The sequence below is a fragment of the Pseudoxanthomonas suwonensis 11-1 genome, assembly GCF_000185965.1.
Taxonomy (GTDB): Bacteria; Pseudomonadota; Gammaproteobacteria; order Xanthomonadales; family Xanthomonadaceae; genus Pseudoxanthomonas; species Pseudoxanthomonas suwonensis_A.
Map to the genome: position 1 here is coordinate 2,539,096 of NC_014924.1, position 25,125 is coordinate 2,564,220.

A 25,125-nucleotide genomic window follows, 5' to 3' on the forward strand; every position below is an offset into this window, starting at 1 on the left:
GGAAATGGAGTGGCGTCGACGGTCGCCCGTCCGGCGCGCGCAGGTTAATAGACGTCGTATCCCAGCGGGGTAAGCCTTTGGTCCAAGGCCGCGGTGTCGTAGCCGCGGACCACGTCCTGGCCGATCACGGTGACCGGGACGCCACGGGTGCCCAGGGCGAGCATGGCCTGGCTGCCCTCCTCCCGGTCGACGTCCAGCACCCGGTAACGGACGCCGGCGCGCTCGAAGTCGGCGCGCTGGCGCTGGCAGTAGCCGCACCAGTCGGCGGCCAGCATCACGATGCCGTCGTCGCCGGTGGCGCGGCGCGGGTCGTCCGGATGCAGCTGCGCCGGGCCCCGCGACCACCAGGCGAACACGCCGCCGGCCAGGCCCAGGATCAGTAGCAAGCCGAGGATGCGCATGGGAATCCGTCGTCGGGGGGCGGGAATTTTACCACCGCGCCCCCTGCCCGGCCGGGACGATGCCAATTGGAACCATTGGCCCGGACTGTCACCCGGCACCGGGACGGGCCGCGCGTGGCGGCCCGGACGGGCGTGGATCAGGCGCTCAGGAAGCGATTCCACTCGGCGACACGGTCGGCCTTGGCGGCCAGCACGGCGTCGGCATCACCCTCGATCTTCACCGAGTTGATCTTGTCGCCCTGGGCGATGGCGTCGACCACGTCCAGGCCCTCGGTGACCTTGCCGAATACGGTGTGGCGGCCGTCCAGCCAGTCGGTCTTCACATGGGTGATGAAGAACTGGCTGCCGTTGGTGTTCGGGCCGGCGTTGGCCATGGACAGCACGCCGCGCTCGTGCGGCACGCCGTTGTTGGTCTCGTCCTCGAAGCGGTAGCCCGGGCCGCCGCGGCCGGAACCCTCGGGGCAGCCACCCTGGACCATGAAGTCCTTGATCACGCGGTGGAAATTGAGGCCGTCGTAGAAACCGCGCTTGGCGAGGTTGACGAAATTGGCCACGGTCAGGGGGGCCTTGTCGGCCAGCAGGTCCACCTTGATCACGCCCTTGGCGGTGTCGAAGACGGCGGTGACGGTCATTGGTTCATCTCCAGGCGCCCGGAAGGGGCAGTTGACCCGCTATAATAGCCCGTTCGTCCGTCCACTATTCCGCGCCCTGTCCTCCTTCTGGCAGCCGGGTGCGTCTTACCCGATCCCAGAAAACAATGTCCATCCAGAACCTTCGCAACATCGCCATCGTCGCCCACGTCGACCATGGCAAGACCACCCTGGTCGACCAGCTGCTCAAGCAGTCCGGCACCCTTTCCGAGCGCACCGTGCTTGCCGAGCGCGTGATGGACAGCAATGACCAGGAAAAGGAACGCGGCATCACCATCCTGGCCAAGAACACCGCCATCACCTGGCGCGGCAACCGCATCAACATCGTCGACACTCCCGGGCACGCCGACTTCGGCGGCGAGGTCGAGCGCGTGCTGTCGATGGTCGACTCGGTGCTGATCCTGGTCGACGCGATGGACGGCCCCATGCCGCAGACCCGCTTCGTCACCCAGAAGGCCTTCGCGATGGGCTTCAAGCCGATCGTCGTGGTCAACAAGGTCGACCGCCCCGGCGCCCGTCCCGAGTGGGTCGTGGAGCAGGTGTGGGACCTGTTCGACCGCCTGGGCGCCACCCCGGAGCAGATGGACTTCCCGATCATCTACGCCTCCGGCCTGGCCGGCTATGCGGGCCTGACCGAGGACGTGCGCTCCGGCGACATGACCCCGCTGTACGAAGCGATCATGCAGCACGTGCCGGTGCCGCCGGTCGATCCGGAAGGCCCGTTCCAGATGCGCATCAGCCAGCTGGACTACAACAGCTTCGTCGGCGTGATCGGCATCGGCCGCATCCAGCGCGGCACCCTGAAGAAGAACCAGCCGGTGGTCGTGATCGACCGCGAGGGCAAGAAGCGCCAGGGCAAGGTCCTGCAGGTGCTGGGCTTCATGGGCCTGGAGCGCATCGAGCAGGAAAGCGCGCAGGCCGGCGACATCGTCGCCATCTCCGGCATCCAGGAACTGACCATCTCCGACACCGTCTGCGCGCTGGAAGCCCCCGAGGCGCTGCCGCCGCTGACCGTCGACGAGCCGACCATCTCGATGACCTTCCAGGTCAACAACTCGCCGTTCGCCGGCAACAAGGACCTCTCGGGCGGCAAGTTCCTCACCAGCCGCCAGCTGAAGGAGCGCCTGGAGCGCGAGACCGTGCACAACGTGGCGCTGAAGGTCGAGCAGCTCGAGGACGCGGACAAGTTCCTGGTTTCCGGCCGCGGCGAGCTGCACCTGTCGGTGCTGATCGAGAACATGCGCCGCGAGGGCTACGAGCTGGCCGTGTCGCGCCCGGAGGTCATCATCAAGGAGATCGACGGCCAGCTGATGGAGCCGATCGAGCAGCTGGTGGTGGACATCGAGGAGCAGCACCAGGGCGGCGTGATGGAGAAGCTGGGCATCCGCAAGGCCCAGCTGAAGAACATGGAGCCGGACGGCAAGGGCCGCGTGCGCCTGGACTATGAAATCCCGGCGCGTGGCCTGATCGGCTTCCAGAACGAGTTCAAGACCCTGACCCAGGGCTCGGGCCTGCTGTTCCACGTGTTCGACCACTACGGCCCGAAGGAACAGGGCGCCATCGCCAAGCGCCCGAACGGCGTGATGATCGCCAATGCCGCCGGCCCGACCCCGGCCTACGCGCTGGGCCCGCTGGAAGAGCGTGGCCGCCTGTTCGCCGCCGAGGGCGACAACGTCTACGAAGGCCAGCTGATCGGCATCCACTCCAAGGACAACGACCTGACGGTCAACGCGATCAAGACCAAGCCGCTGACCAACATGCGCGCTTCGGGCAAGGACGACGCGATCAAGCTGACCCCGGCGCTGAAGTTCTCGCTGGAGCAGGCGCTGGACTTCATCGAGGACGACGAGCTGGTCGAGGTCACCCCGAAGGAAATCCGCCTGCGCAAGAAGATGCTGACCGAGAGCGACCGCAAGCGCGCTTCCCGCTCGGCCTGAGCCTGCCCGGCGCGGCCTGTCCGCGCACGGGAAGGAAAACGGAGAACGCCGGCCCTGGTGGCCGGCGTTTTCCGTTTTGGACCCTGCCCAATTCCCTTCGCGCTCAGCCTGCCGGCGGCGGAGGTGGGGCGATCGGCATCTCGCCATCCTCGGCGCGCGGCGAGTCGGGCACCTCGACACCGGCATCGTGGCGGCGCCGCATCGGCTCCTCGCCGGCCACGTCGATCTGCGCGCGCATCCGCGGCAGCGCATAGGGATGCTTGCTGGCGAGGAAGTCGATCATCCGCTCGCGCACCGCGCAGCGCAGGTCGAAGGCCTGTCCGGAATCGGGCGAGCTCACCAGCAGGCGCACCTGCATCACGTGCTCGGCGGTCTCGGTGACCTGGGCGATGCACACCCGCCCATCCCAGCGAGGATCGTCCTTGCAGATGCGTTCCAGCTCCGCGCGCACCTCGTCCATCGGCGTGCGGTAGTCCAGCCACAGGAAGGCGGTGCCCAGCATCTGCGCGGTGCGCCGGGTCCAGTTCTGGAACGGGTTCTCGATGAACCAGGACAGCGGCACCACCATGCGCCGCTCGTCCCAGATCCGCACCACCACGTAGGTGCTGGTGATCTCCTCGATCCGGCCCCACTCGCCTTCCACGATCACCACGTCGTCCAGCCGGATCGGCTGGGCCAGGGCGATCTGCAGGCCGGCGATCAGGTTGCCGAACACCGGGCGCGCGGCGATACCGGCGACCAGGCCGGCGATACCCGCCGAAGCCAGCAGGGTCGCACCCACCTGGCGCACCGCCGGGAAGGTCATCAGCGCCAACGCGGCACCGAGCAGGATGATCCCGCCCTGCACCACCCGGCTCAGCACCCGGGTCTGGGTCTGGATCCGGCGCGCGTGCAGGTTGTCGGCCACCTCCATCGGGTTGTGGCGCAGGATCGAGGCCTCGACCGCGCCGACGATCCGCACCAGCAGCCAGGTGACGCAGCCGAACACCGCCAGGCGCAGCAGGTGCAGCCAGTTGGCCAGGTGCTCCTCCGGCATCGGCACCGCGCGCAGGGCCTGGCCGAGGAAGACCAGCGGCAGGGCGAAGGCCAGCGGCAGGATCACCGCGTGGGCCACGCGGGCGCGGCTGGAGTCCTTCAGCGCGACGCGGCGCGCGAACCGGCGCAGCACGTAGTGCACCAGCAGGCCCAGCAGCAGGGCCGCGCCGATCGGGATGGCATAGGCGACCGCAAGGCGCCAGTCGGGCACCGGCACGCCGGCGATGAGGAAATGGGGATCGGGCATCTGTCTGCTCTCGCGTTGCCGTGAGTGGTAGCCATGCCCTTCATGTCACTGCGGCATGGCGCACCGGTCGATGCACCATGCTGCCGATGCCGGCGTGAGGAACGCGCAAGCGCGCCCCGCGCCTCAGCATCACCCGCGGACTTCAGCCGTGCGCTTCGACCGGGCGCTGCGCCTGCGCCTGCTTGCGCACGATGGCCATCGCGATCTCCAGCGACTGCTCGTAGTTCAGGCGCGGATCGACGGTGGAGCGGTAGGCGCGTTCCAGGTCCACGTCCTTGAGCTCGCGCGCGCCGCCGGTGCATTCGGTCACGTCCTCGCCGGTCAGCTCCAGATGCACGCCGCCCAGGCGGGTGCCGGCCGCGGCATGCAGGTCGAAGCTCTGCTCGACCTCGCCGAGGATGTTGGCGAAGCGGCGGGTCTTGTAGCCGTTGCTGGTGCTCTCGGTGTTGCCGTGCATGGCGTCGCACACCCATAGCACGCGGCGGCCGTCACGCTTGAGCGCATCCAGCAGCGGCGGCAGTTTCTCGGCGATCTGGGCCGCGCCCATGCGGTGGATGAAGGTCAGGCGGCCCGGCTCGTCGTCCGGGTTGAGCACGTCGATCAGGCGCAGCAGCTGGTCCGGCTGCACCGACGGGCCGACCTTGATCGCGATGGGGTTGCGGATGCCGCGGAAGTACTCGACGTGGGCGCCATCCAGCGCGGCGGTGCGCATGCCGATCCACGGGTAGTGGGTGGACAGGTTAAACCAGCCCCACTGCCGCGGCACCTGCCGGGTCAGCGCCTCCTCGTACGGCAGCAGCAGTGCTTCGTGCGAGGTGTAGAAATCGATGCGGTTGAGGTTGTGCACCTCGGCGCCGGCCAGGGTCTCCATGAAGCGCACGGCGTCGCCGATGGAGTTGACCATCTTCTGGTAGTCCTCGGCCAGCGGCGAGCAGCCGACCCAGCTGAGGTTCCAGTACTCGGGGTGGTGCAGGTCGGCGAAACCGCCGTCGATCAGCGCCCGCACGAAGTTCATGGTCATGGCCGAGCGCGCATGCGCGGTGATCATGCGCTGCGGATCCGGCACGCGCGCCGCGGCGGTGAAGGCCGGACCGTTGACCACGTCGCCGCGGTAGCTGGGCAGGCTCACCTCGCCGCGGGTCTCCATGTCGGCCGAGCGCGGCTTGGCGTACTGGCCGGCGAAGCGGCCCACGCGCACCACCGGCAGGCGCAGGCCGTGCACCAGCACCAGGCTCATCTGCAGCAGCACCTTGAGCCGGTTGGAGATGGTGCCGGACTCGCAGTCGGAGAAGTTCTCGGCGCAGTCGCCGCCCTGCAGCAGGAAGCGCCTGCCCTCCTGGGCCTCAGCCAGCTGGCGCTTGAGCGCGAAGATCTCCCACGAGGTCACCAGCGGCGGCAGGTTGCGCAGCTCGGCCAGCGTGGCTTCCAGCGCGGCCTGGTCCGGATAGGTCGGCATCTGCAGCGCCGGGCGCGAGCGCCAGCTGCCTGGGGCCCAGTCGGCGGGCAGGTTGACGGGTTGCAGGCTGCGTTCGGAGGTGCTCATGGGGAGGTCCGGGGAAGGAGGAGCCAGCGGCTCAGTAACGGGTGCGGCCCTTGGGCCGGCGCAATGCCGCCACCAGGCCCCAGGCGGTCAGCAGGACGAAGCAGACCAGGCTCCAGGCCGGCATGCCCAGGCCCAGGAAGGTCCAGTCCACGTCGCCGCAGTTGCCGGTGCCGGTCAGTACCTTCCGCACCAGCTCGAGGGGTCCCATGGTTTCCTGCAGGAAGGACAGCGGCGGACCACACGACGGCGCCGCGTCCGGCGGCAGGCTCTGCAGCCACACGTGGCGGCCGGCGATGCCGATGCCGGCCAGGCCCGCCAGCGCGACCAGCGCGCCGTAGACCTGGCGCGCGCCAGTGCCCTTGGGCGCGTGCAGGCCACCGACCAGGAACACCAGCGCCAGCGCGGCGAAGGCGATGCGCTGGAAGATGCACAGTGGGCACGGCTCCAGCCCCTGGTAGAGCTGGGTGTAGATGGCGTAGGCCAGCAGGGCCACGCAGCCCAGGAAACCTGCGAGGAAACGTGCGCGGAAACTCCAGAACGGATTCATCGGCTGCTGTCGGAAGGCGATGTGCCGATTATTCCGCATCAGGCGACCGAACAGGAAAAAGCGTGACACCTGAAACGGAAAACCCCGGCCGGGGCCGGGGTCTTCGGGGTCTTGCCTGCGGCGCGATTACTCGGCGGCAGCTTCGGGGCGGTCGACCAGCTCGACGTACGCCATCGGGGCGTTGTCGCCGGCGCGGAAGCCGCACTTCAGGATGCGCAGGTAGCCACCCGGACGATCCTGGTAACGCGGACCGAACTTGGTGAACAGGTTGCCCACGGCTTCCTTGTCGCGCAGGCGGGCGAAGGCCAGGCGGCGGTTGGCGACGGAGTCGACCTTGGCCAGGGTGATCAGCGGCTCGGCGATGCGGCGCAGTTCCTTGGCCTTCGGCAGGGTGGTCTTGATCAGCTCGTGCTTGAACAGCGAGGCGGCCATGTTCTTGAACATGGCTTCGCGGTGGGCGCTGGTGCGGTTGAACTTGCGGCCGGCTTTCTGGTGGCGCATGGCGTTGTTCCTTTATCGGTGAATGTTGGGTCTGTGTACTTCGCTGTCGCCATCCACTGGCGCTGGAGCATGGACTGCGCTGGCCCGACCGGCCCTCCTGGCCGGATAGTCGCCGCGGACCTTACGGGTCCGTCGGCGCTGTTGCCCCCGTTGCCAGGGGCCGTCCTGCTGGTGTTGCGGTACTGCTACAGCGACGGCCGGCGCCCCGGGGGACGCCAGCCGTTGCGGGCTCATCAGCCAAGCATGCCGTGGGCGGCAACACCGGCCGGCGGCCAGTTCTCGAGCTTCATGCCGAGGGAGAGGCCGCGCTGGGCAAGCACTTCCTTGATCTCGGTCAGCGACTTCTTGCCCAGGTTCGGGGTCTTGAGCAGCTCGACCTCGGTCTTCTGGATCAGGTCGCCGATGTAGTAGATGCTCTCGGCCTTCAGGCAGTTGGCCGAACGCACGGTCAGCTCCAGGTCGTCGATCGGGCGCAGCAGCACCGGGTCGACGCCGGCCTGCGCCGGCTTGGCCGCACCGCGGTCGCGGTGGGTGAAGTCGCCGAACACCGACAGCTGGTCGCTCAGGATGTCGGCGGCGGTGCGCACGGCTTCCTCGGCGTCGATGGTGCCGTTGGTCTCGATGTCGATGACCAGCTTGTCCAGGTCGGTGCGCTGCTCGACGCGCGCGGCTTCGACCGAGTAGGCGACGCGGCGCACCGGCGAGAACGAGGCGTCCAGCATCAGGCGGCCGATGGCGCGGGTCTCTTCGTCAGGACGGCGACGCGAGGTGGCCGGCTGGTAGCCGAAGCCGCGCTCGATCTTCAGGCGCATGTTCAGCGCCGTGTCCTTGGTCAGGTGGCAGATCACGTGCTCGGGATTCAGGATCTCGACGCTGTGGTCGGTCTTGATGTCGCCGGCGGTGACGACGCCCGGGCCCTGCTTGGCCAGGCTCAGGGTCGCGCTCTCGCCGGTGTGCATGCGGATGGCGACGTCCTTCAGGTTCAGCAGGACTTCCAGCACGTCTTCCTGCAGGCCCTCGACCGTGGTGTACTCGTGCAGCACGCCGTCGATCTCGACCTCGGTGATCGCGAAGCCCGGGATCGAGGACAGCAGGACGCGACGCAGGGCGTTGCCCAGCGTGTGCCCGTAGCCGCGCTCGAGCGGCTCGATCACGATCTTGGCGCGATTGCCATTGAGGCGTTCGATCTGCGGTCCGCGGGGACGCAGGACCTGGTTGGCGGTAACCGTCATGTTGCGGATTCTCCTGCAATGGGCCGACGATCGGGAGGCGCCGGCCCTGGTGTGTGGCCCCTTATCCGGGGACGGCCGGAAGGCGGGGCGACGCGATCCGGCCGGGGGTGGGATGCGGCGCCGCGCCCCGGAGGGCGCGGCTGCCTGCCACTACTTGTTACTTCGAGTACAGCTCGACGATCAGCGCTTCGTTGATGTCGGCCGGCAGGTCGGCCCGGTCAGGCACGGCCTTGAACACGCCGGCGAACTTCTTCGCATCGACTTCGATCCACGACGGGGTCATGTCGTGCTGCTCGGCGACGGTCAGGGCTTCCTGGACGCGCAGCTGCTTCTGCGCCTTCTCGGACAGGGCGATCGAGTCGCCGGCCTTGACCTGGTACGACGGCAGGTTCACCGGCTTGCCGTTGACCAGCACGCCGCGGTGCGAGACCAGCTGGCGGGCGGACGGACGGGTCACCGCGAAACCCATGCGGTAGACGACGTTGTCCAGGCGGGTTTCCAGCAGCTGCAGGAGGTTCTCGCCGGTGTTGCCCTTCTTGGTCGAGGCCTTCTTGTAGTAGTTGCGGAACTGGCGCTCCAGCAGGCCGTAGATACGCTTGACCTTCTGCTTCTCGCGCAGCTGGGTGGCGTAGTCGGAGAGCTTGCCCTTGCGCGCAGCGCCGTGCTGGCCGGGCTTCTGCTCCAGCTTGCACTTGGAGTCCAGCGCACGGGCCGGGCTCTTGAGGGACAGGTCGGCGCCTTCGCGGCGCGCGAGCTTACAGGTAGGACCGATATAACGAGCCATTTCTTATCGCCCCCTTAGACGCGACGCTTCTTCGGCGGACGGCACCCGTTGTGCGGGATAGGCGTCACGTCGATGATGTTGGTGATCTTGTAGCCCACGTTGTTCAGCGAGCGCACGGCGGACTCACGGCCCGGGCCCGGGCCCTTGATGCGGACTTCCAGCGACTTCACGCCGTAGTCGAGCGCGGCCTTGCCGGCCTTCTCGGCGGCGACCTGCGCGGCGAACGGGGTCGACTTGCGCGAACCGCGGAAACCCGCGCCGCCCGAAGTGGCCCACGACAGCGCATTGCCCTGGCGATCGGTGATGGTGACGATGGTGTTGTTGAAAGAAGCGTGGACGTGGGCGATGCCGTCGGTGACGACGCGCTTGATCTTCTTCTTGGTCTTGGCAGCAGCTGGCTTGGCCATGGTCTATATGTCCCTTACTTCCGGATCGCCTTGCGCGGACCCTTGCGGGTGCGGGCGTTGGTACGGGTGCGCTGGCCACGCAGCGGCAGGCCGCGACGGTGGCGCAGGCCGCGGTAGCAGCCCAGGTCCATCAGACGCTTGATGGCGATGCCGACTTCGCGACGCAGGTCGCCCTCGACGATGTACTTGCCGACCTCGGCGCGCAGGCGCTCGATTTCCGGCTCGGACAGGTCACGGATCTTGGTCGTCGTGGCCACGTTGGCGGCCTCGCAAACCTTCTTCGACCGGGTGCGGCCGATGCCATAGATGCTCTGCAACCCCACCCAGACGTGCTTATGGGTCGGCAGGTTGACGCCTGCAATACGCGCCATGACGCGATCTCCAAACTTGAGGGTCGGGGCGCCATGGGCGTACCCGACAGGATTGGTTCAAAAGTGAACTGCGAATTCTATCAATGTCCCGGATTGCTTGGAAGCCCAAGGTCTTGCGACCCTGGACCCGGCATGGGGAGTGTGCCCATGCTCCGGCGCCGGACCCCGCTGGCCCCGGTTTCCCGGGGCCGGCCGCGCTACTCCAGCGCAGCACCGCAAGGTCTCACCCGCGCGCGAGACGTCGCACGGGCCGCCCATTTCTGGAAGTACCGGCCCGTGGGGCCGGCCTGCCGGCGGAATGGGTCCGCCGGACTTGGATCTTGCAAGGTCAGCCGCGGGACAGGCCGCGCGAACCGCCCTTCAGGTTGGCCTTCTTGAGAAGGCTCTCGTACTGGTGCGACATCAGGTGGGCCTGGACCTGCGCAATGAAGTCCATGACCACCACCACCACGATCAGCAGCGAGGTACCACCGAAGTAGAACGAGGTGCCCAGCTGGGTGCGCATCAGCTCCGGCAGGAGGCAGACGATCACCAGGTAGGCGGCGCCGGCGGCCGTCAGCCGGGTCAGCACGCCGTCGATGTACTCGGCGGTGGCCTTGCCGGGACGGATGCCCGGGATCAGGGCGCCCGACTTCTTCAGATTATCCGCGGTTTCCTGCGAGTTGAACACCAGCGCGGTATAGAAGAACGCGAAGCCGGCGATCAGCGCAGCCAGGGCGATCATGTGCAGCGGCTCGCCCGGGCCCAGCGCGTTGGCCACGCGCTGCAGCCAGGTGGCCGAGGTCGCCTGGCCGGACCACATGCTCAGGGTCGCCGGGAAGGCCAGGATCGACGAGGCGAAGATCGCCGGGATCACGCCCGCCATGTTGAGCTTCAGCGGCAGGAACGAGGTCTGGTTCATGTACGCGCTGCGGCCACCCTGGCGGCGCGCGTAGTTCACCGTGATCCGGCGCTGGCCACGCTCGACGAACACGACGAACCAGGTGAAGCCGGCAACCACCGCGGCGATGATCAGCAGCGTCAGGAAGTTCAGCTGGTCATCGCGGTAGGCCTGAAAGGTCTGGATGACCGCACCCGGAAGGCCGGCGACGATGCCCGCGAAGATGATCAGCGAGACACCATTGCCGATGCCGCGCTCGGTGACCTGCTCGCCCAGCCACATCAGGAAGATGGTGCCGGCGGTCAGGGAGACCACCGCGGTCAGGACGAAGCCCATGCCCGGGGCGTACACCACCGGCATGCCGCCCGGGGCGGTCTGGCCCTGCAGCGCCAGGGCGATGCTGCCGCCCTGCACGATCGCCAGGCCCACCGCGCCGATGCGCGAATACTGGGTGATCTTGCGGCGGCCGGACTCGCCTTCCTTCTGCATCGCCTTGAGCGTCGGGAAGATGTGCACGGCCAGCTGCATCACGATGGACGCCGAGATGTACGGCATCACGTTCAGCGCGAACACGCTGAAACGGTGCAGGGCGCCGCCCGAGAACATGTTGAACATGTCCACGATGCCGCCGCCCTGCGCCTGCATCATGGCGAGCATGGCATCGGGGTTGACGCCCGGCACCGGCACGAAACAGCCAATGCGGTAGACGACCAACGCTCCAAGCACGAACAGCAGGCGCTGGCGAAGTTCGGTGAACTTGCCCAGGCCACTGCCGAGATTGCCGATGCCAGCTTGCGCCATTTGCGACTTACTCCTCGATGCTGCCGCCGGCAGCCTCGACCGCGGCCTTGGCGCCGGCGGTCAGGGCGATGCCCTTGATGACCAGCTTCCGCGAAAGCTCGCCCTTCTTGACGATCTTCGCGCGCTTGGCGGTGGACGGGACCAGCTTGGCGGCCTTCAGGGCCGCGAAGTCGACGGTATCGCCCTCGACCAGCTCGAGCTTGTACAGGAGCACCTCCGCGGTGTCCTTGGCGGTCATCGAACGGAAGCCGATCTTCGGCAGGCGACGCTGCATCGGGGTCTGGCCGCCTTCGAAGCCGGCCTTGATCTTGCCCTTGCCGGCGCGGGCGAAGGAGCCCTTGTGACCGCGACCCGCGGTCTTGCCCAGGCCGGAGCCGATTCCGCGACCGACGCGGGTACGCTCCTTGCGGGCGCCCTCTGCGGGCTTGAGAGTATTCAGACGCATGGGATTCTCCTTAGTCCTCAACCCGCACCAGGTAGTGCAGCTGGTTGATGAGGCCGCGGACCTGCGGGCTGTCCTTCAGCTCGCGCACGTCGTTGAGCTTGTTGAGGCCCAGGGCACGGACCGAGAGACGGTGACGGGCCTGGGTGCCGCGCAGGCCGCGCACCAGGCGCACCTTGACGGTCTTGTTGGACTCGTTAGCCATTGAGGAGTTCCTCCGCCTTCTTGCCGCGCTTGGCCGCGATGCGGGTCGGGGACTGCATGGCTTCCAGGCCCTTCAGGGTGGCGCGGACCAGATTGATCGGGTTACGCGAACCGACGGCCTTGGCCAGCACGTTCTTCACGCCGACCGCTTCCAGGACAGCGCGCATGGCGCCGCCGGCGATCACGCCGGTACCTTCGGAAGCCGGCTGCATGAACACGCGGGCCGCACCGTGGCGGGCCTTGACCGGGTGCCACAGGGTGCCGTTGTTCAGGTCGACGGTCAGCATGCCCTTGCGCGCATACTCCATCGACTTCTGGATGGCGACCGGGACCTCGCGGGCCTTGCCGTAGCCGAAGCCGACCTTGCCCTCGCCGTCGCCGACGACGGTCAGCGCGGTGAAGGTGAACTGGCGGCCGCCCTTGACGGTCTTGCTGACGCGGTTGACCGCGATCAGCTTCTCGATCATGCCGTCATCGACTTTCTCTTCGCGGTTGCGGTCGCGATCGCGACCCCGCGGCTGACGCTCTTCTGCCATTTCTATTTCCTGGTTGGTTGGATATGTACGGCTCTGTCGCCGCTTGTTGTTGTGGTCTACAGCCGTGGAGCGGTCCGTCGACGCAGAAGGAAGACGGCGCCCGGCGCTACCCGCGCCGGCAGGTCAGGCCCGCCCCGGAGGACAGGCCCGCGGAATCAGAACTGCAGGCCACCTTCGCGGGCGGCGTCGGCCAGGGCCTTGATGCGGCCGTGGAACCGGTAGCCCGAGCGGTCGAAGGCAACCTTCTCGATGCCGGCAGCCTTGGCACGCTCGGCGATCAGCGCACCCACCTTGGTGGCGGCGTCGGTGTTCTTGCCGTTCTTCAGGCCTTCCTTGACGTCGGCCTGCAGGGTATTGGCGGCGGCAATCACCTTCGAGCCATCGGCGGTGAACAGCTGGGCGTACAGGTGCTGGCCGGTACGCAGCACCGACAGGCGCGGCACGCCGAGCTTGCGGATGTGCGAACGGGTGGTCTTGGCGCGGCGCAGGCGGGCGTCGTTCTTGATGCTCATTGTCTGTGTCCTTGGAAGCGGATCGGCTTGGGCGTATTCCCGTGGCGCCGGACGGGCCGGCACCGGGGGAAGCCGCATTACGCCTTCTTGGCTTCCTTGCGAATGATGACTTCGTCGGAATACTTCACGCCCTTGCCCTTGTAGGGCTCCGGCGGACGCACGGCGCGGATCTTGGCGGCGATCTCGCCAACGCGCTGCTTGTCGGCGCCCTGCACCAGGACCTCGGTCTGGGTCGGGGTGGACAGGGTGATGCCTTCCGGCGCCTCGAACACCACCGGATGCGAGAAGCCCAGCGAGAGGCTGAGATCCTTGCCCTGCATGGCGGCGCGGTAACCGACGCCGACCAGCTCGAGCTTGCGCTCGAAGCCTTCGGACACACCCTTGACCATGTTGGCCAGGATGGCGCGGACGGTGCCGGTCATCGGGATCAGGGAAGCGTCATTGGCCGAGAGCACGGCATTGCCGTCCTCGATGGCGATCTGCACGCCGGCCGGCTTGACCAGTGACAGGGTGCCCTTGGGGCCCTTGGCGCTGACGCTGGTGTCCTGGATGTTGAGTTCGACGCCCTTCGGCAGGGCGATCGGCTTCTTGGCTACGCGGGACATGGTCGTCGTACTCCTTCGATTAGGCCACGTAGCACAGGACTTCGCCGCCAATGCCGGCGCTGCGCGCCTGCTTGTCGGTCATGATGCCCTGGGAGGTGGAGATGATGGCCACGCCGAGGCCGCCAAGGACCTTCGGCAGCTCGCTCTTGCCGCGGTACATGCGCAGGCCCGAGCGCGAGGCGCGCTTCAGCTGCTCGATGACCGGGCGGCCTTCGAAGTACTTCAGCACGATTTCAAGCTCGGCCTTGTTGCTCTCGCCCTGGACGACGCGCAGGTCCGAGATGTAGCCCTCGTCCTTCAGGACGGTGGCGATGGCGACCTTGATCTTGGAGGACGGCAGCTTCACCGTCTGCTTGCCGACGGCGGCCGCATTCTTGATGCGGACCAGCATGTCGGCGATGGGATCAGTCATGCTCATGAGTGGTTCCTTGAGTGCACCGATATCCGCTTTCGCGAAATCTGTATTGTCCCGGGAGGGACCGGGGCCCTTGAAGCACTGCCGGCGGGGCCGGGCAAGCGCGGAATCATAGCAGAAAACCGGCCCGTGGGGGCCGGCTTCCTTCAGCCGGGCGGCGTGGCCGCCCTGCCCTTTGTTACCAGCTGGCCTTGCGCAGGCCGGGCACGTCGCCGCGCATGGTGGCTTCGCGCAGCATGTTGCGGCCCAGGCCGAACTTGCGGTACACGCCACGCGGACGGCCCGACAGTTCGCAGCGGTTGCGCTGGCGGCTCGGCGAGGAGTCGCGCGGCAGCTTGGCCAGCTTGGTCGCAGCCTCGATCTTCTCTTCGTACGAAGCGGTCTGCGAGGAGATGACCTTCTTCAGTTCGACGCGCTTGGCGGCGTACTTCTTGGCCAGCTTTTCCCGCTTCGCGTCGCGGTTGATCATGGAGGTCTTAGCCATGGTCGATATCCCTTAGTTGCGGAACGGGAACTTGAACGCCTCGAGCAGCGCCTTTGCTTCGGCGTCGGTCTTGGCGGTCGTGGTGATGGCGATATCCATGCCGCGGATCGCGTCGACGGCGTCGAAGTCGATTTCCGGGAAGATGATCTGCTCCTTCACGCCCATGTTGTAGTTGCCACGGCCGTCGAACGAACGGCCGGACACGCCACGGAAGTCACGCACGCGCGGCAGCGCGACGCTGACCAGGCGGTCCAGGAACTCGAACATCTGGTTCCGGCGCAGCGTGACCTTGCAGCCGATCGGCCAGCCGTCGCGGATCTTGAACGAGGCCACCGAGACACGGGCCTTGGTGGTCACCGGCTTCTGGCCGGTGATCTTGGCCAGGTCGGCGACAGCGTTCTCCAGCACCTTCTTGTTGGTCGCCGCCTCGCCGACACCCATGTTCACGGTGATCTTGACGAGCTTCGGGACTTGCATCGGATTGCTGTAGCCGAACTTCTCCATGAGAGCCGGCACAACCTGTTCCTTGTAGATCTTTTCGAGCCGCGTGGTCATTGCTTCATCCTCAGGCGTCGAGCGCCTCACCACTGGAGCGGAACACACGCAGTTTGCGTCCATCCTCCAGGACCTTGTAGCCAATGCGCTCGCCCTTGCCGGTGGCAGGGTTGAGCGGCATCACGTTGGAAATGTGGATCGAGGATTCACGCTCGACCACGCCGCCGGCGATGCCCGCCTGCGGGTTCGGCTTGGTGTGCCGCTTGACCAGGTTCACGTTGGCGACGACCACGCGGTCGCCATCAACGCGAATGACCTCGCCCTGCTTGCCCTTGTCCTTGCCGGTGGTGACCACGACCTGGTCACCCTTCTTGATACGGTTTGCCATGTCTGCTTCCTCCGCTCAGAGCACTTCAGGCGCGAGCGAGACGATCTTCATGAACTTCTCGGAACGCAGCTCACGGGTCACCGGTCCGAAGATACGGGTACCGATCGGCTCCTGCTTGTTGTTCAGCAGGACGGCGGCGTTGCCGTCGAAGCGGATCAGCGAGCCGTCGGGACGACGGACGCCCTTGCGGGTACGGACCACGACGGCGTCGTAGACCTCGCCCTTCTTGACCTTGCCACGCGGGATCGCGTCCTTGACGGTCACCTTGATGATGTCACCGATGCCGGCGTAACGGCGCTTCGAGCCGCCCAGCACCTTGATGCACATCAGTTCCTTGGCGCCGGAGTTGTCGGCGGCGTCAAGGTAGCTCTGCATCTGGATCATGATTCAGATCTCCCTTATTCGGCCGCGCGGGTGACGACTTCAACCACGCGCCAGTTCTTGGTCTTGGACATCGGTGCGATCTCGGTCACGCGCACCACGTCGCCCTCGTTGCAGCTGTTGTCGGCATCGTGGGCGTGGAGCTTGGTCGAGCGCTTGATGTACTTGCCGTACAGCGCGTGCTTGACCTGGCGCTCGACCAGGACGGTAACCGTCTTGTCCATCTTGTTGCTGATCACGCGGCCTTCGACCGTGCGCAGCGGCTTGTTGTTGTTCTCGCTCATCGCTGCGATCCCTTACTTGTTGGCGCCGAGCAGGGTCTTGACACGAGCGATCTCGCGGCGCACCCGGCGGGTTTCGTGGGTCTTCGTCAGCTGGCCGGTCGCCCGCTGCATGCGCAGGGAGAACTGCTCCTTGCGCAGGTCAAGCAGGTGAGCCTTCAGTTCGTCGGCCGACTTTTCACGGAGTTCGTTGATCGTAGCCATTAGCGCACCGTGCGGGTCACGAAGGTGGTGGTGACCGAGAGCTTGGCGGCCGCCAGGCGGAACGCCTCGCGCGCCTGCTCCTCCGACACACCCTCGATTTCATAGATCATGCGGCCCGGCTGGATCTGGGCCACCCAGTACTCGACGCTACCCTTACCGGAGCCCATGCGGACCTCGATGGGCTTCTGGGTGATCGGCTTGTCCGGGAACACGCGGATCCACATCTTGCCGCCGCGCTTGACGTAGCGGCTGATCGTGCGGCGGGCCGCCTCGATCTGGCGCGCGGTCAGGCGACCGTGGGCGGTGGCCTTCAGGCCGTACTCGCCGAAGGAAACGGCGTTGGCGCTCCAGCTCAGGCCGTCGTTACGACCCTTGTGCTGCTTGCGGTACTTGGTTCGCTTGGGTTGCAACATCGCCGTTACCTCGCTTCACGTGCCGGACGGGAGGGACGCTCGCGGTCGCCACGCTCGCCGCGGGGGCTGCTGGCTTCTTCCTGCTTCTCCTGACCAACCTGGGCGAAGTCGAAGATCTCGCCCTTGTAGACCCATACCTTGATGCCGATCACGCCGTAGGTGGTGTGAGCCTCGGCAAACCCGTAGTCGATGTCCGCGCGCAGGGTATGCAGCGGCACGCGGCCTTCGCGGTACCACTCCGAACGGGCGATCTCGGCGCCGTTCAGGCGGCCGGCGACGTTGACCTTGATGCCCAGGGCGCCGAGGCGCATCGCGTTGCCCACGGCGCGCTTCATCGCGCGGCGGAACATGATGCGGCGCTCAAGCTGCTGCGCGATGGACTCGGCGACCAGCTGCGCGTCCAGCTCGGGCTTGCGCACCTCGCTGACGTTGATGTGCGCCGGGACGCCCATCATCTCGCTGACTTCCTTGCGCAGCTTCTCGATGTCCTCACCGCGCTTGCCGATCACCACGCCCGGGCGGGCGGTGTGGATGGTGACGCGGGCGGTCTTGGCCGGGCGCTCGATCAGGATGCGGCTGATGCCGGCCTGGGCCAGCTTCTTGCGCAGCATCTTGCGGACCTTGAGGTCGGCAGCCAGGTAGTCGGCGTACTCGCCCTTGCCGGCGTACCACTTCGAGTTCCAGTCCTTGGCGATGCCCAGGCGGATACCGGTGGGATGAACTTTGTGACCCATATTACTTGCCCTCTCCCACGACGACGGTGATGTGGCTGGTCCGCTTGAGGATGCGGGTGCCGCGGCCCTTCGCACGCGCCATGAAGCGCTTCAGGGTCGGGCCCTCGTCGACCATGATGGTCTTGACCTTCAGGGCGTCCACGTCGGCGCCGTTGTTGTTCTCGGCGTTGGCAATGGCGGACTCGACGACCTTCTTGATCAGGGCGGCGGCCTTCTTGTCGGAGAACTTCAGCAGGTTGACGGCACGCTCGGCCGGCAGGCCACGCACCTGGTCGGCGACCAGGCGGGCCTTCTGCGGGGAGATGCGCGCGGTGCGCAGGATGGCTTTCGCTTCCATGGTCATCTCCTTACTTCGACTTCTTGTCGCCGCCGTGACCCTTGAAGGTCCGGGTGACAGCGAATTCGCCGAGCTTGTGGCCGACCATGTTCTCGTTGACGAGCACCGGAATATGGTTCTTGCCATTGTGGATGGCGATGGTGAATCCCACCATTTCCGGCAGGATCATGGAACGGCGCGACCAGGTCTTGATCGGCTTCTTGGTGCCGGCCGCAGACTCCACCTTCTTGATGAGGTGGTGATCGACGAACGGGCCTTTCTTGAGGGAACGTGGCATGGTCGATTAGCCCCTGCGATCGCGGACGATGAACTTCTGGGTGCGCTTGTTGTTGCGCGTCTTGTAACCCTTGGTCGGGACACCCCAGGGGGTGACCGGATGCGGGTTACCCTGGCCGGCCTTGGCCTCACCACCACCGTGCGGGTGGTCAACCGGGTTCATCGCCGCACCGCGGACGGTCGGGCGAACGCCGCGCCAACGCTTGGCGCCGGCCTTGCCCAGCTTCTCCAGGTTGTGCTCGTCGTTGCTGACTTCGCCGATGGTGGCACGGCACTCGGCCGGGATCTTGCGCATCTCGCCCGAACGCAGGCGGACCAGGGCGTAGGCACCCTCGCGGGCGACCAGCTGCACGCCGGCGCCGGCGGCGCGGGCGATCTGGGCGCCCTTGCCCGGCTTCAGCTCGATGCAGTGCACCGTGGTGCCGACCGGGATGTTGCGCAGCGGCAGGGTGTTGCCGGCCTTGATCGGGGCGTCGGAACCAGCGATCACCTGGTCGCCGGCCTTCAGCCCCTTCGGGGCGATGATGTAGCGACGCTCGCCGTCGACGTAGCACAGCAGGGCGATGTGCGCGGTGCGGTTCGGATCGTATTCGATCCGCTCGACGCGCGCGACGATGCCTTCCTTGTTGCGCTTGAAGTCGATCAGGCGGTAGTGCTGCTTGTGACCGCCGCCGACGTGGCGGGTGGTGATGCGACCGTGGTGGTTACGGCCGCCGGACTTGCTCTGCTTCTCGACGAGCGCGGCGTGCGGGGCACCCTTGTGCAGATCCGGGGTGACCACGCGGACCGCGGAGCGGCGGCCGGCAGAGGTGGGCTTGAACTTCATCAATGGCATGGGATCACCCTCAGGCCTTCGCGGACACGTCGATGCTCTGGCCATCGGCCAGGCGCACGTACGCCTTACGCCAGTCGCCGCGGCGACCGGAACGGAAGCGGAAGGACTTGTTCTTGCCCTTCACGTTGACGACGTTGACCGACTCGACCTTGACGTCGAACAGCTGCTCCACGGCGGCCTTGACGTCGGCCTTGGTGGCGTCGTTCGAAACTTCGAACACGTACTGGTTGCTGACTTCCTGCAGGCGTGCCGTCTTCTCCGACACGCGCGGCGCGAGCAGCACGCTGAAAACTTTCTCGTTGGTGCTCATGCCAGCCACTCCTCGACCTTCTTGACCGCGTCAGCGGTGATCAGCACGGAATCGGCGCCGACCAGGGCGACCGGATCCAGGCCCTGCACGTCGCGCACCTGCACGTAGGGCAGGTTGCGGGCGGACAGGAACAGGTTCTCGGAAGCGTCCTCGGTGACGATCAGCGGGCGCTTGCCCAGCTCGTAACCGGCCAGCTTCTCGACCAGGCCCTTGGTCTTCGGCGCGTCGATGTCGAACGACTCGACGACCTTCAGGCGGCCCTGGCGGTTGAGCTCGGACAGGATCGAGCTGATGGCCGCGCGGTACATCTTGCGGTTGACCTTCTGCGCGAAGCTGCGCGGCTTGGCCGCGAAGGTGACGCCGCCGCCGACGAAGATCGGAGCCGTCAGCGCGCCATGACGCGCACCGCCGCCCTTCTGCTTCTTCGACTTCTTGGTGGTGCCGCTGACTTCGGCGCGGGTGAGCTGCGCCTTGGTGCCGGCGCGACCGGCGTTGCGGTAGGCGACGACGACCTGGTGGACCAGGTCCTCGCTGAAATCGCGGCCGAACACGTCGTCGGAGACCGACAACTTGTTGGCGCTACCCGTAATGGTGAGTTCCATCGTGCTTCTCCTTACGCCTTGCTAGCCGGACGCACGATCACGTCGCCACCCGGGGCACCCGGGACGGCGCCGCGGACGGCGATCAGGCCGCGCTCGGCATCGACGCGAACCACTTCCAGGTTCTGCGTGCTCTGCTGCTCGGCACCCATGTGGCCGGCCATCTTCTTGCCGGGGAACACGCGACCGGGGGTCTGGCGCTGGCCGATCGAACCCGGGGCGCGGTGCGACAGCGAGTTACCGTGGGTGGCGTCACCCATGGTGAAGTTGTGGCGCTTGATCGTGCCCTGGAAGCCCTTGCCCTTGGTCACGCCCTGGACGTCGACGATCTGGCCGACCTCGAAGATGTCGGCCTTGATCTCGCCGCCAACGGCGAAGTCACCGATCTTCTCGTCGGCGACGCGGAACTCCCACAGGCCACGGCCGGCTTCGACCTTGGCCTTGGCGTAGTGGCCGGCCAGCGGCTTGTTGACCAGCGAGGCGCGGCGCGCGCCAGTGGTGACCTGGACGGCGCTGTAGCCGTCGGCCTCGACGGTCTTGATCTGGGTGATGCGGTTCGGGGTGGCCTCGATCAGGGTCACCGGGATGGAACGGCCATCCTCGGTGAAGACGCGGCTCATGCCGGCCTTGCGGCCGACCAGACCCAACGAATACTTCTTCGTCATGTCGGCAGTCCTCAGGCGAGCTTGATCTGGACGTCGACGCCAGCCGCGAGCTCGAGCTTCATCAGCGCGTCCACGGTCTTGTCGTTGGGGTCGACGATGTCGAGCACGCGCTTGTGCGTGCGGGTCTCGTACTGGTCACGCGCATCCTTGTCGGCATGCGGGGAGACGAGAATGGTGTAACGCTCGATCTTGGTCGGCAGCGGGATCGGGCCACGCACCTGCGCGCCGGTCCTCTTGGCCGTCTCGACGATCTCGCTGGCCGAACGGTCGATCAGACGATGATCGAACGCCTTGAGCCGAATCCGGATCTTTTGGTCCGCCATGACGGAGTTCCTTCGTTAAAGAGCGACGGGCGCGGCCTCTGGGATGCCTGCCCCGGTATGGTTCGTTTCGTCCGGCCGGTCCCGCTCCGGACTGGAAGCCGCGCCAGGCGGCCCCCAAAAGCGCGGGCAGACCAGCGAGCCGGCCTGCCCAGACGGAAAAGTATAGAACGCGTAAAACGGCGCGTCAACAGCCAATAGCTGTTACGCGCTCTGCGTCACGCGACTTTTCCCTGTCTGGCGAACACGAGGCGCTTCCTGCACCTCTTTTCGCGGTAAGCCCCCTGCCCGCCCAGGCGGACAGGGGGCTGGGTCAGACCCGAATTACTTCAGGATCTTGGCAACCACGCCGGCGCCGACGGTACGGCCGCCTTCGCGGATGGCGAAACGCAGGCCTTCGTCCATCGCCACCGGGTTGATCAGGGTGACCGACATCTTCACGTTGTCGCCCGGCATCACCATCTCCACGCCTTCCGGCAGCTGGATCGCACCGGTGATGTCGGTGGTGCGGAAGTAGAACTGCGGACGGTAGCCCTTGAAGAACGGGGTGTGGCGGCCGCCTTCGTCCTTGGACAGCACGTAGACCTCGGCCTCGAAGTCGGTGTGCGGCTGGATCGAACCCGGCTTGGCCAGCACCTGGCCACGCTCGACCTCGTCACGCTTGGTGCCGCGCAGCAGCAGGCCCGCGTTGTCGCCCGCCTGGCCCTGGTCCAGCAGCTTGCGGAACATCTCCACGCCGGTCACGGTGGTCTTCTGGGTCGGACGGATGCCGACGATCTCGATTTCGTCGCCGACCTTGATGATGCCGCGCTCGATGCGGCCGGTCACCACGGTGCCGCGGCCCGAGATCGAGAACACGTCCTCGACCGGCATCAGGAACGACTTGTCGACGTCACGCTCCGGGGTCGGGATCCAGGTGTCCAGCGCGTCCACCAGCTTCAGGATCGCCGGCACGCCGATGTCCGACTGGTCGCCTTCCAGCGCCAGACGCGCCGAACCGGCGATGATCGGGGTGTCGTCGCCCGGGAAGTCGTACTTGCTCAGCAGCTCGCGGACTTCCATCTCCACCAGCTCCAGCAGCTCGGCGTCGTCCACCATGTCGGCCTTGTTCAGGAACACGACGATGTACGGCACGCCGACCTGGCGCGACAGCAGGATGTGCTCGCGGGTCTGCGGCATCGGGCCGTCAGCGGCCGAGCACACCAGGATCGCGCCGTCCATCTGGGCGGCACCGGTGATCATGTTCTTGACGTAGTCGGCGTGGCCGGGGCAGTCAACGTGGGCGTAGTGGCGGGTCGGGGATTCGTACTCGACGTGCGCGGTCGAGATCGTGATGCCGCGAGCCTTCTCTTCCGGCGCCGCGTCGATCGCGTCATACGCCTTGAACTCGCCACCGAAACGCTCGGCGCCGATCTTGGTCAGCGCGGCGGTCAGCGTGGTCTTGCCGTGGTCAACGTGGCCGATGGTGCCGACGTTCACGTGCGGCTTGGTGCGCTCGAACTTACCCTTGGACATTGGTGCAAACCTCTTTTACTTGGATTTCCTGGGAGGCCGGGGCCACCCCGCGGGGATGGCCTGGCCTGGTATGCATGCGCCGGTGGGCGCCGCCGCTTACGCCTTCTTCATCACCGTTTCGGCGATGTTGTTCGGCGCTTCCTCGTAGTGGTCGAACTCCATCGAGAACGTGGCGCGACCCTGCGTCATCGAACGCAGCGAGGTGGCGTAGCCGAACATCTCGCCCAGCGGGATCATCGCGTTGATGATCTTGCCCGACGGGCTGTCGTCCTGGCCCTGCAGCACGCCGCGGCGACGGCTCACGTCGCCCATGACGTCGCCCAGGTAGTCCTCGGGGCTGACGATCTCGACCTTCATGATCGGCTCGAGCAGCACCGGGCTGGCCTTGGCGAAGCCCTGCTTGAACGCCATCGAGGCGGCCAGCTTGAACGCCATTTCCGACGAGTCGACGTCGTGGTACGAACCGAAGACCAGCTTGACCTTGACGCCGACGACCGGGAAGCCGGCCAGCGGGCCGCTGGTGATGGTCTCGCGCAGGCCCTTCTCGACCGACGGGATGAATTCCTTCGGGATCACGCCACCGGTGATCTCGTTGAGGAACAGGAAGTCGTCCTTGATCGCGTCGGCGTGCTTGGCACGGTCCTCGGCGGTCAGCGGCGACAGCTCGATGACGACGTGGCCGTACTGGCCCTTGCCGCCGGACTGCTTGGCGTGCTTGTAGTCCGACTTGACGTCGCTGGAGCGGATCGTCTCGCGGTAGGCAACCTGCGGCTTGCCGACGTTGGCCTCGACGTTGAACTCGCGCTTCATGCGGTCAACGATGATGTCCAGGTGCAACTCGCCCATGCCGGAGATGATGGTCTGGCCGGATTCCTCGTCGGTACGGACGCGGAAGGACGGGTCTTCCTGGGCCAGGCGGCTCAGGGCGTTGCCCATCTTCTCCTGGTCGGACTTGGTCTTCGGCTCGACGGCCATCGAGATGACCGGCTCCGGGAACGCCATGCGCTCGAGGACGATCGGGGCGTCGATGGCGCACAGGGTGTCGCCGGTGGTGACGTCCTTCAGGCCCACGGCGGCGGCGATGTCGCCGGCCAGCACTTCCTTGATCTCGTCGCGGTTGTTGGAGTGCATCTGCAGCAGGCGGCCGATGCGCTCCTTCTTGTTCTTGACCGAGTTCAGCACCTGGTCGCCGGCGTTCAGGGTGCCGGAGTAGACGCGGAAGAAGGTCAGCGAACCGACGAACGGGTCGGTCATGATCTTGAACGCCAGGGCCGAGAACGGAGCCTTGTCGGACGACTCGCGGGTCATCTCCTTGGTCTCGTCGTCCATGTCGACGCCCTTCACCGCCGGCACGTCGACCGGCGACGGCAGCAGCTTGATGACGCCGTCGAGCATGGCCTGCACGCCCTTGTTCTTGAACGCCGAGCCGCAGAACATCGGCACGATCTCGGTCGCCAGGGTACGGATGCGCAGGGCGTTGTAGATCTCGTCCTCGGTCAGCTCCTCGCCGCCCAGGTACTTGTCCATCAGCTCTTCGCTGGCCTCGGCGGCGGACTCGACCATGTACGAACGCGCTTCCTCGGCCTGCTCCTTCAGCTCGGCCGGGATGTCGCGGTACTCGAAGGTCATGCCCTGGTTCTTCTCGTCCCAGTGGATGGCCTTCATCTTGACCAGGTCGACCACGCCGGCGAAGTTGTCCTCGGCGCCGACCGGGATCTGCATCGGCACCGGAACGGCACCCAGGCGGGCCTTCAGCTGGTCACGGACCTTGAAGAAGTTGGCGCCGGTGCGGTCCATCTTGTTGACGAACGCGATGCGCGGCACGTGGTACTTGTTGGCCTGGCGCCACACGGTCTCCGACTGCGGCTGCACGCCACCGACGGCGCACAGCACGAACACCGCGCCGTCCAGCACGCGCAGCGAGCGCTCGACTTCGATGGTGAAGTCGACGTGCCCGGGGGTGTCGATGATGTTGAAGCGGTGCTCCGGGAAGGACTTGTCCATGCCCTTCCAGAACGCGGTGGTGGCGGCGGACTGGATCGTGATGCCACGCTCCTGCTCCTGCTCCATCCAGTCCATGGTCGCGGCGCCGTCGTGCACTTCACCCAGCTTGTGGCTCTTGCCGGTGTAGAACAGGATGCGCTCGGACGTGGTGGTCTTGCCGGCATCGATGTGGGCCATGATGCCGAAATTGCGGTAACGCTCGATGGGAGTAGTGCGGGCCACGGGGAGCCTCTCGTTAGCTTGGCGTTTCGGGTGCAGGGGCCGGCAGTGCGGCACCCCCTGAAATGCGGAGGGCGCGGAACATGCCGCGCCGCCCGGGCTGGCCAGACGGGCCCGCTCGGGGCCCGCGGGCTGTTACCAGCGGTAGTGGGCGAAGGCCTTGTTGGCCTCGGCCATGCGGTGGGTCTCTTCGCGCTTCTTGATCGCGCCACCACGGTTCTCGGAAGCGTCCAGCAGCTCGCCGGCCAGCTTGCGGGCCATGGTGTTCTCGCCGCGCTTGCGGGCGGAATCGATCAGCCAGCGCATGGCCAGGGCCAGGCGGCGGGACTGGCGCACCTCGACCGGAACCTGGTAGGTCGCGCCGCCGACGCGGCGGGACTTGACCTCGACCGCCGGGGACACGTTGTCCAGCGCCTTCTGCACCAGCTCGATGGCGTTGGGGTTCTTCTGGCCGATGACGTCCATCGCGTCGTACACGATGTTCTCGGCGATCGACTTCTTGCCGCTCTTCATCACCATGTTGATGAAGCGGGCGATGGTCTCGCTCCCGTGCTTGGGATCAGGCAGGACGGAGCGCTGGGGGGTGGAACCTTTACGGGACATGTCGGGCTTCCT

General features: G+C 66.6%; 36 protein-coding genes. 1 reads left to right on the plus strand and 35 read right to left on the minus strand.

What is annotated here, in order from left to right:
• Nucleotides 1-44 precede the first annotated feature (44 nt).
• Both PSESU_RS11545 and PSESU_RS11550 read right to left on the minus strand, forming a co-directional pair.
• Nucleotides 45-401 (minus strand): glutaredoxin family protein, encoded by a 357-nt coding sequence (locus PSESU_RS11545; RefSeq protein WP_013535965.1) that lies wholly within the window; start codon nt 399-401, stop codon nt 45-47.
• A 137-nt stretch (nt 402-538) separates the two neighbouring features.
• On the minus strand, nt 539-1,033 hold the full coding sequence (locus tag PSESU_RS11550; protein WP_013535966.1) for a peptidylprolyl isomerase: 495 nt from the start codon (nt 1,031-1,033) through the stop codon (nt 539-541).
• 125 nt (nt 1,034-1,158) lie between these two features.
• Between PSESU_RS11550 and typA the strand changes: the two genes are divergently transcribed.
• Nucleotides 1,159-2,988 carry a translational GTPase TypA gene (gene typA / locus PSESU_RS11555; RefSeq protein ID WP_013535967.1) on the plus strand — a complete coding sequence of 610 codons (1,830 nt, stop codon included), beginning with the start codon at nt 1,159-1,161 and terminating at the stop codon, nt 2,986-2,988.
• 103 nt (nt 2,989-3,091) lie between these two features.
• Here the strand turns inward: typA and PSESU_RS11560 are convergent, their stop codons facing one another.
• The 33 genes from PSESU_RS11560 to rpsG form a co-directional block, all read right to left on the minus strand.
• Nucleotides 3,092-4,270, minus strand: a complete 1,179-nt coding sequence (locus PSESU_RS11560) for a mechanosensitive ion channel family protein (RefSeq protein ID WP_013535968.1) — start codon at nt 4,268-4,270, stop codon at nt 3,092-3,094.
• A gap of 142 nt (nt 4,271-4,412) precedes the next feature.
• Nucleotides 4,413-5,813 carry a class II 3-deoxy-7-phosphoheptulonate synthase gene (locus tag PSESU_RS11565; protein WP_013535969.1) on the minus strand — a complete coding sequence of 467 codons (1,401 nt, stop codon included), beginning with the start codon at nt 5,811-5,813 and terminating at the stop codon, nt 4,413-4,415.
• A gap of 31 nt (nt 5,814-5,844) precedes the next feature.
• Nucleotides 5,845-6,360: a disulfide bond formation protein B gene (locus PSESU_RS11570; protein WP_013535970.1), complete on the minus strand. Its 516-nt coding sequence runs from the start codon at nt 6,358-6,360 to the stop codon at nt 5,845-5,847.
• A 126-nt stretch (nt 6,361-6,486) separates the two neighbouring features.
• Nucleotides 6,487-6,861 carry a 50S ribosomal protein L17 gene (gene rplQ / locus PSESU_RS11575; RefSeq protein ID WP_013535971.1) on the minus strand — a complete coding sequence of 125 codons (375 nt, stop codon included), beginning with the start codon at nt 6,859-6,861 and terminating at the stop codon, nt 6,487-6,489.
• A 233-nt stretch (nt 6,862-7,094) separates the two neighbouring features.
• A complete protein-coding gene (locus PSESU_RS11580) occupies nt 7,095-8,093 on the minus strand; it encodes a DNA-directed RNA polymerase subunit alpha (RefSeq protein WP_013535972.1) in 999 nt (332 codons plus the stop codon).
• A gap of 157 nt (nt 8,094-8,250) precedes the next feature.
• Nucleotides 8,251-8,877, minus strand: coding sequence for a 30S ribosomal protein S4 (rpsD, locus tag PSESU_RS11585; RefSeq protein WP_013535973.1), 627 nt, complete (start codon nt 8,875-8,877; stop codon nt 8,251-8,253).
• Nucleotides 8,878-8,891: 14 nt separating this feature from the next.
• Nucleotides 8,892-9,284 (minus strand): 30S ribosomal protein S11, encoded by a 393-nt coding sequence (gene rpsK / locus PSESU_RS11590; RefSeq protein WP_013535974.1) that lies wholly within the window; start codon nt 9,282-9,284, stop codon nt 8,892-8,894.
• A gap of 14 nt (nt 9,285-9,298) precedes the next feature.
• Nucleotides 9,299-9,655: a 30S ribosomal protein S13 gene (gene rpsM, locus PSESU_RS11595; RefSeq protein ID WP_013535975.1), complete on the minus strand. Its 357-nt coding sequence runs from the start codon at nt 9,653-9,655 to the stop codon at nt 9,299-9,301.
• A gap of 328 nt (nt 9,656-9,983) precedes the next feature.
• Nucleotides 9,984-11,336, minus strand: coding sequence for a preprotein translocase subunit SecY (gene secY, locus PSESU_RS11600; protein WP_013535976.1), 1,353 nt, complete (start codon nt 11,334-11,336; stop codon nt 9,984-9,986).
• A 7-nt stretch (nt 11,337-11,343) separates the two neighbouring features.
• Entirely contained in the window at nt 11,344-11,781 is a 438-nt protein-coding gene (rplO, locus tag PSESU_RS11605) for a 50S ribosomal protein L15 (protein WP_013535977.1), read from the minus strand.
• Between the two features lie 10 nt (nt 11,782-11,791).
• Complete coding sequence (gene rpmD, locus PSESU_RS11610; RefSeq protein WP_013535978.1) at nt 11,792-11,983, minus strand: 50S ribosomal protein L30; 192 nt, start codon at nt 11,981-11,983, stop codon at nt 11,792-11,794.
• The gene (gene rpsE / locus PSESU_RS11615; protein WP_013535979.1) at nt 11,976-12,518 is read right to left on the minus strand and encodes a 30S ribosomal protein S5; all 543 of its coding nucleotides are present in this window, start codon (nt 12,516-12,518) and stop codon (nt 11,976-11,978) included. The genes rpmD and rpsE overlap by 8 nt, the downstream gene beginning before the upstream one ends.
• Nucleotides 12,519-12,673: 155 nt before the next feature.
• Complete coding sequence (gene rplR, locus PSESU_RS11620) at nt 12,674-13,030, minus strand: 50S ribosomal protein L18 (RefSeq protein ID WP_013535980.1); 357 nt, start codon at nt 13,028-13,030, stop codon at nt 12,674-12,676.
• A gap of 77 nt (nt 13,031-13,107) precedes the next feature.
• Nucleotides 13,108-13,635, minus strand: a complete 528-nt coding sequence (gene rplF / locus PSESU_RS11625; RefSeq protein WP_013535981.1) for a 50S ribosomal protein L6 — start codon at nt 13,633-13,635, stop codon at nt 13,108-13,110.
• 19 nt (nt 13,636-13,654) lie between these two features.
• A complete protein-coding gene (gene rpsH / locus PSESU_RS11630; RefSeq protein ID WP_013535982.1) occupies nt 13,655-14,053 on the minus strand; it encodes a 30S ribosomal protein S8 in 399 nt (132 codons plus the stop codon).
• 175 nt (nt 14,054-14,228) lie between these two features.
• Complete coding sequence (gene rpsN, locus PSESU_RS11635) at nt 14,229-14,534, minus strand: 30S ribosomal protein S14 (protein ID WP_013535983.1); 306 nt, start codon at nt 14,532-14,534, stop codon at nt 14,229-14,231.
• A gap of 12 nt (nt 14,535-14,546) precedes the next feature.
• Nucleotides 14,547-15,089 (minus strand): 50S ribosomal protein L5, encoded by a 543-nt coding sequence (gene rplE / locus PSESU_RS11640; protein WP_013535984.1) that lies wholly within the window; start codon nt 15,087-15,089, stop codon nt 14,547-14,549.
• Nucleotides 15,090-15,099: 10 nt separating this feature from the next.
• Nucleotides 15,100-15,417 (minus strand): 50S ribosomal protein L24, encoded by a 318-nt coding sequence (gene rplX, locus PSESU_RS11645; protein WP_013535985.1) that lies wholly within the window; start codon nt 15,415-15,417, stop codon nt 15,100-15,102.
• Between the two features lie 15 nt (nt 15,418-15,432).
• Nucleotides 15,433-15,801, minus strand: coding sequence for a 50S ribosomal protein L14 (rplN, locus tag PSESU_RS11650; protein WP_013535986.1), 369 nt, complete (start codon nt 15,799-15,801; stop codon nt 15,433-15,435).
• Nucleotides 15,802-15,815: 14 nt separating this feature from the next.
• Nucleotides 15,816-16,082, minus strand: coding sequence for a 30S ribosomal protein S17 (gene rpsQ / locus PSESU_RS11655; protein ID WP_013535987.1), 267 nt, complete (start codon nt 16,080-16,082; stop codon nt 15,816-15,818).
• Nucleotides 16,083-16,094: 12 nt separating this feature from the next.
• Nucleotides 16,095-16,283 (minus strand): 50S ribosomal protein L29, encoded by a 189-nt coding sequence (gene rpmC / locus PSESU_RS11660; protein WP_013535988.1) that lies wholly within the window; start codon nt 16,281-16,283, stop codon nt 16,095-16,097.
• Nucleotides 16,283-16,696 (minus strand): 50S ribosomal protein L16, encoded by a 414-nt coding sequence (gene rplP / locus PSESU_RS11665; protein ID WP_013535989.1) that lies wholly within the window; start codon nt 16,694-16,696, stop codon nt 16,283-16,285. Before rplP ends, rpmC begins: the two co-directional genes overlap by 1 nt.
• A gap of 5 nt (nt 16,697-16,701) precedes the next feature.
• Nucleotides 16,702-17,430, minus strand: coding sequence for a 30S ribosomal protein S3 (gene rpsC / locus PSESU_RS11670; protein WP_013535990.1), 729 nt, complete (start codon nt 17,428-17,430; stop codon nt 16,702-16,704).
• A gap of 1 nt (nt 17,431) precedes the next feature.
• Complete coding sequence (rplV, locus tag PSESU_RS11675; protein WP_013535991.1) at nt 17,432-17,767, minus strand: 50S ribosomal protein L22; 336 nt, start codon at nt 17,765-17,767, stop codon at nt 17,432-17,434.
• Between the two features lie 10 nt (nt 17,768-17,777).
• Entirely contained in the window at nt 17,778-18,044 is a 267-nt protein-coding gene (gene rpsS, locus PSESU_RS11680) for a 30S ribosomal protein S19 (RefSeq protein WP_013535992.1), read from the minus strand.
• Between the two features lie 6 nt (nt 18,045-18,050).
• A complete protein-coding gene (gene rplB, locus PSESU_RS11685; RefSeq protein WP_013535993.1) occupies nt 18,051-18,878 on the minus strand; it encodes a 50S ribosomal protein L2 in 828 nt (275 codons plus the stop codon).
• Between the two features lie 10 nt (nt 18,879-18,888).
• Nucleotides 18,889-19,188, minus strand: a complete 300-nt coding sequence (gene rplW, locus PSESU_RS11690; protein ID WP_013535994.1) for a 50S ribosomal protein L23 — start codon at nt 19,186-19,188, stop codon at nt 18,889-18,891.
• The gene (rplD, locus tag PSESU_RS11695; protein WP_013535995.1) at nt 19,185-19,790 is read right to left on the minus strand and encodes a 50S ribosomal protein L4; all 606 of its coding nucleotides are present in this window, start codon (nt 19,788-19,790) and stop codon (nt 19,185-19,187) included. Before rplD ends, rplW begins: the two co-directional genes overlap by 4 nt.
• Nucleotides 19,791-19,801: 11 nt before the next feature.
• Nucleotides 19,802-20,452, minus strand: a complete 651-nt coding sequence (gene rplC / locus PSESU_RS11700) for a 50S ribosomal protein L3 (RefSeq protein ID WP_013535996.1) — start codon at nt 20,450-20,452, stop codon at nt 19,802-19,804.
• 11 nt (nt 20,453-20,463) lie between these two features.
• Nucleotides 20,464-20,775: a 30S ribosomal protein S10 gene (rpsJ, locus tag PSESU_RS11705; RefSeq protein WP_013535997.1), complete on the minus strand. Its 312-nt coding sequence runs from the start codon at nt 20,773-20,775 to the stop codon at nt 20,464-20,466.
• A 321-nt stretch (nt 20,776-21,096) separates the two neighbouring features.
• Complete coding sequence (tuf, locus tag PSESU_RS11710) at nt 21,097-22,287, minus strand: elongation factor Tu (protein WP_013535998.1); 1,191 nt, start codon at nt 22,285-22,287, stop codon at nt 21,097-21,099.
• A 96-nt stretch (nt 22,288-22,383) separates the two neighbouring features.
• Nucleotides 22,384-24,513 carry an elongation factor G gene (gene fusA / locus PSESU_RS11715; protein ID WP_013535999.1) on the minus strand — a complete coding sequence of 710 codons (2,130 nt, stop codon included), beginning with the start codon at nt 24,511-24,513 and terminating at the stop codon, nt 22,384-22,386.
• 132 nt (nt 24,514-24,645) lie between these two features.
• On the minus strand, nt 24,646-25,113 hold the full coding sequence (gene rpsG, locus PSESU_RS11720) for a 30S ribosomal protein S7 (RefSeq protein ID WP_013536000.1): 468 nt from the start codon (nt 25,111-25,113) through the stop codon (nt 24,646-24,648).
• Between the last annotated feature and the right edge of the window lie 12 nt (nt 25,114-25,125).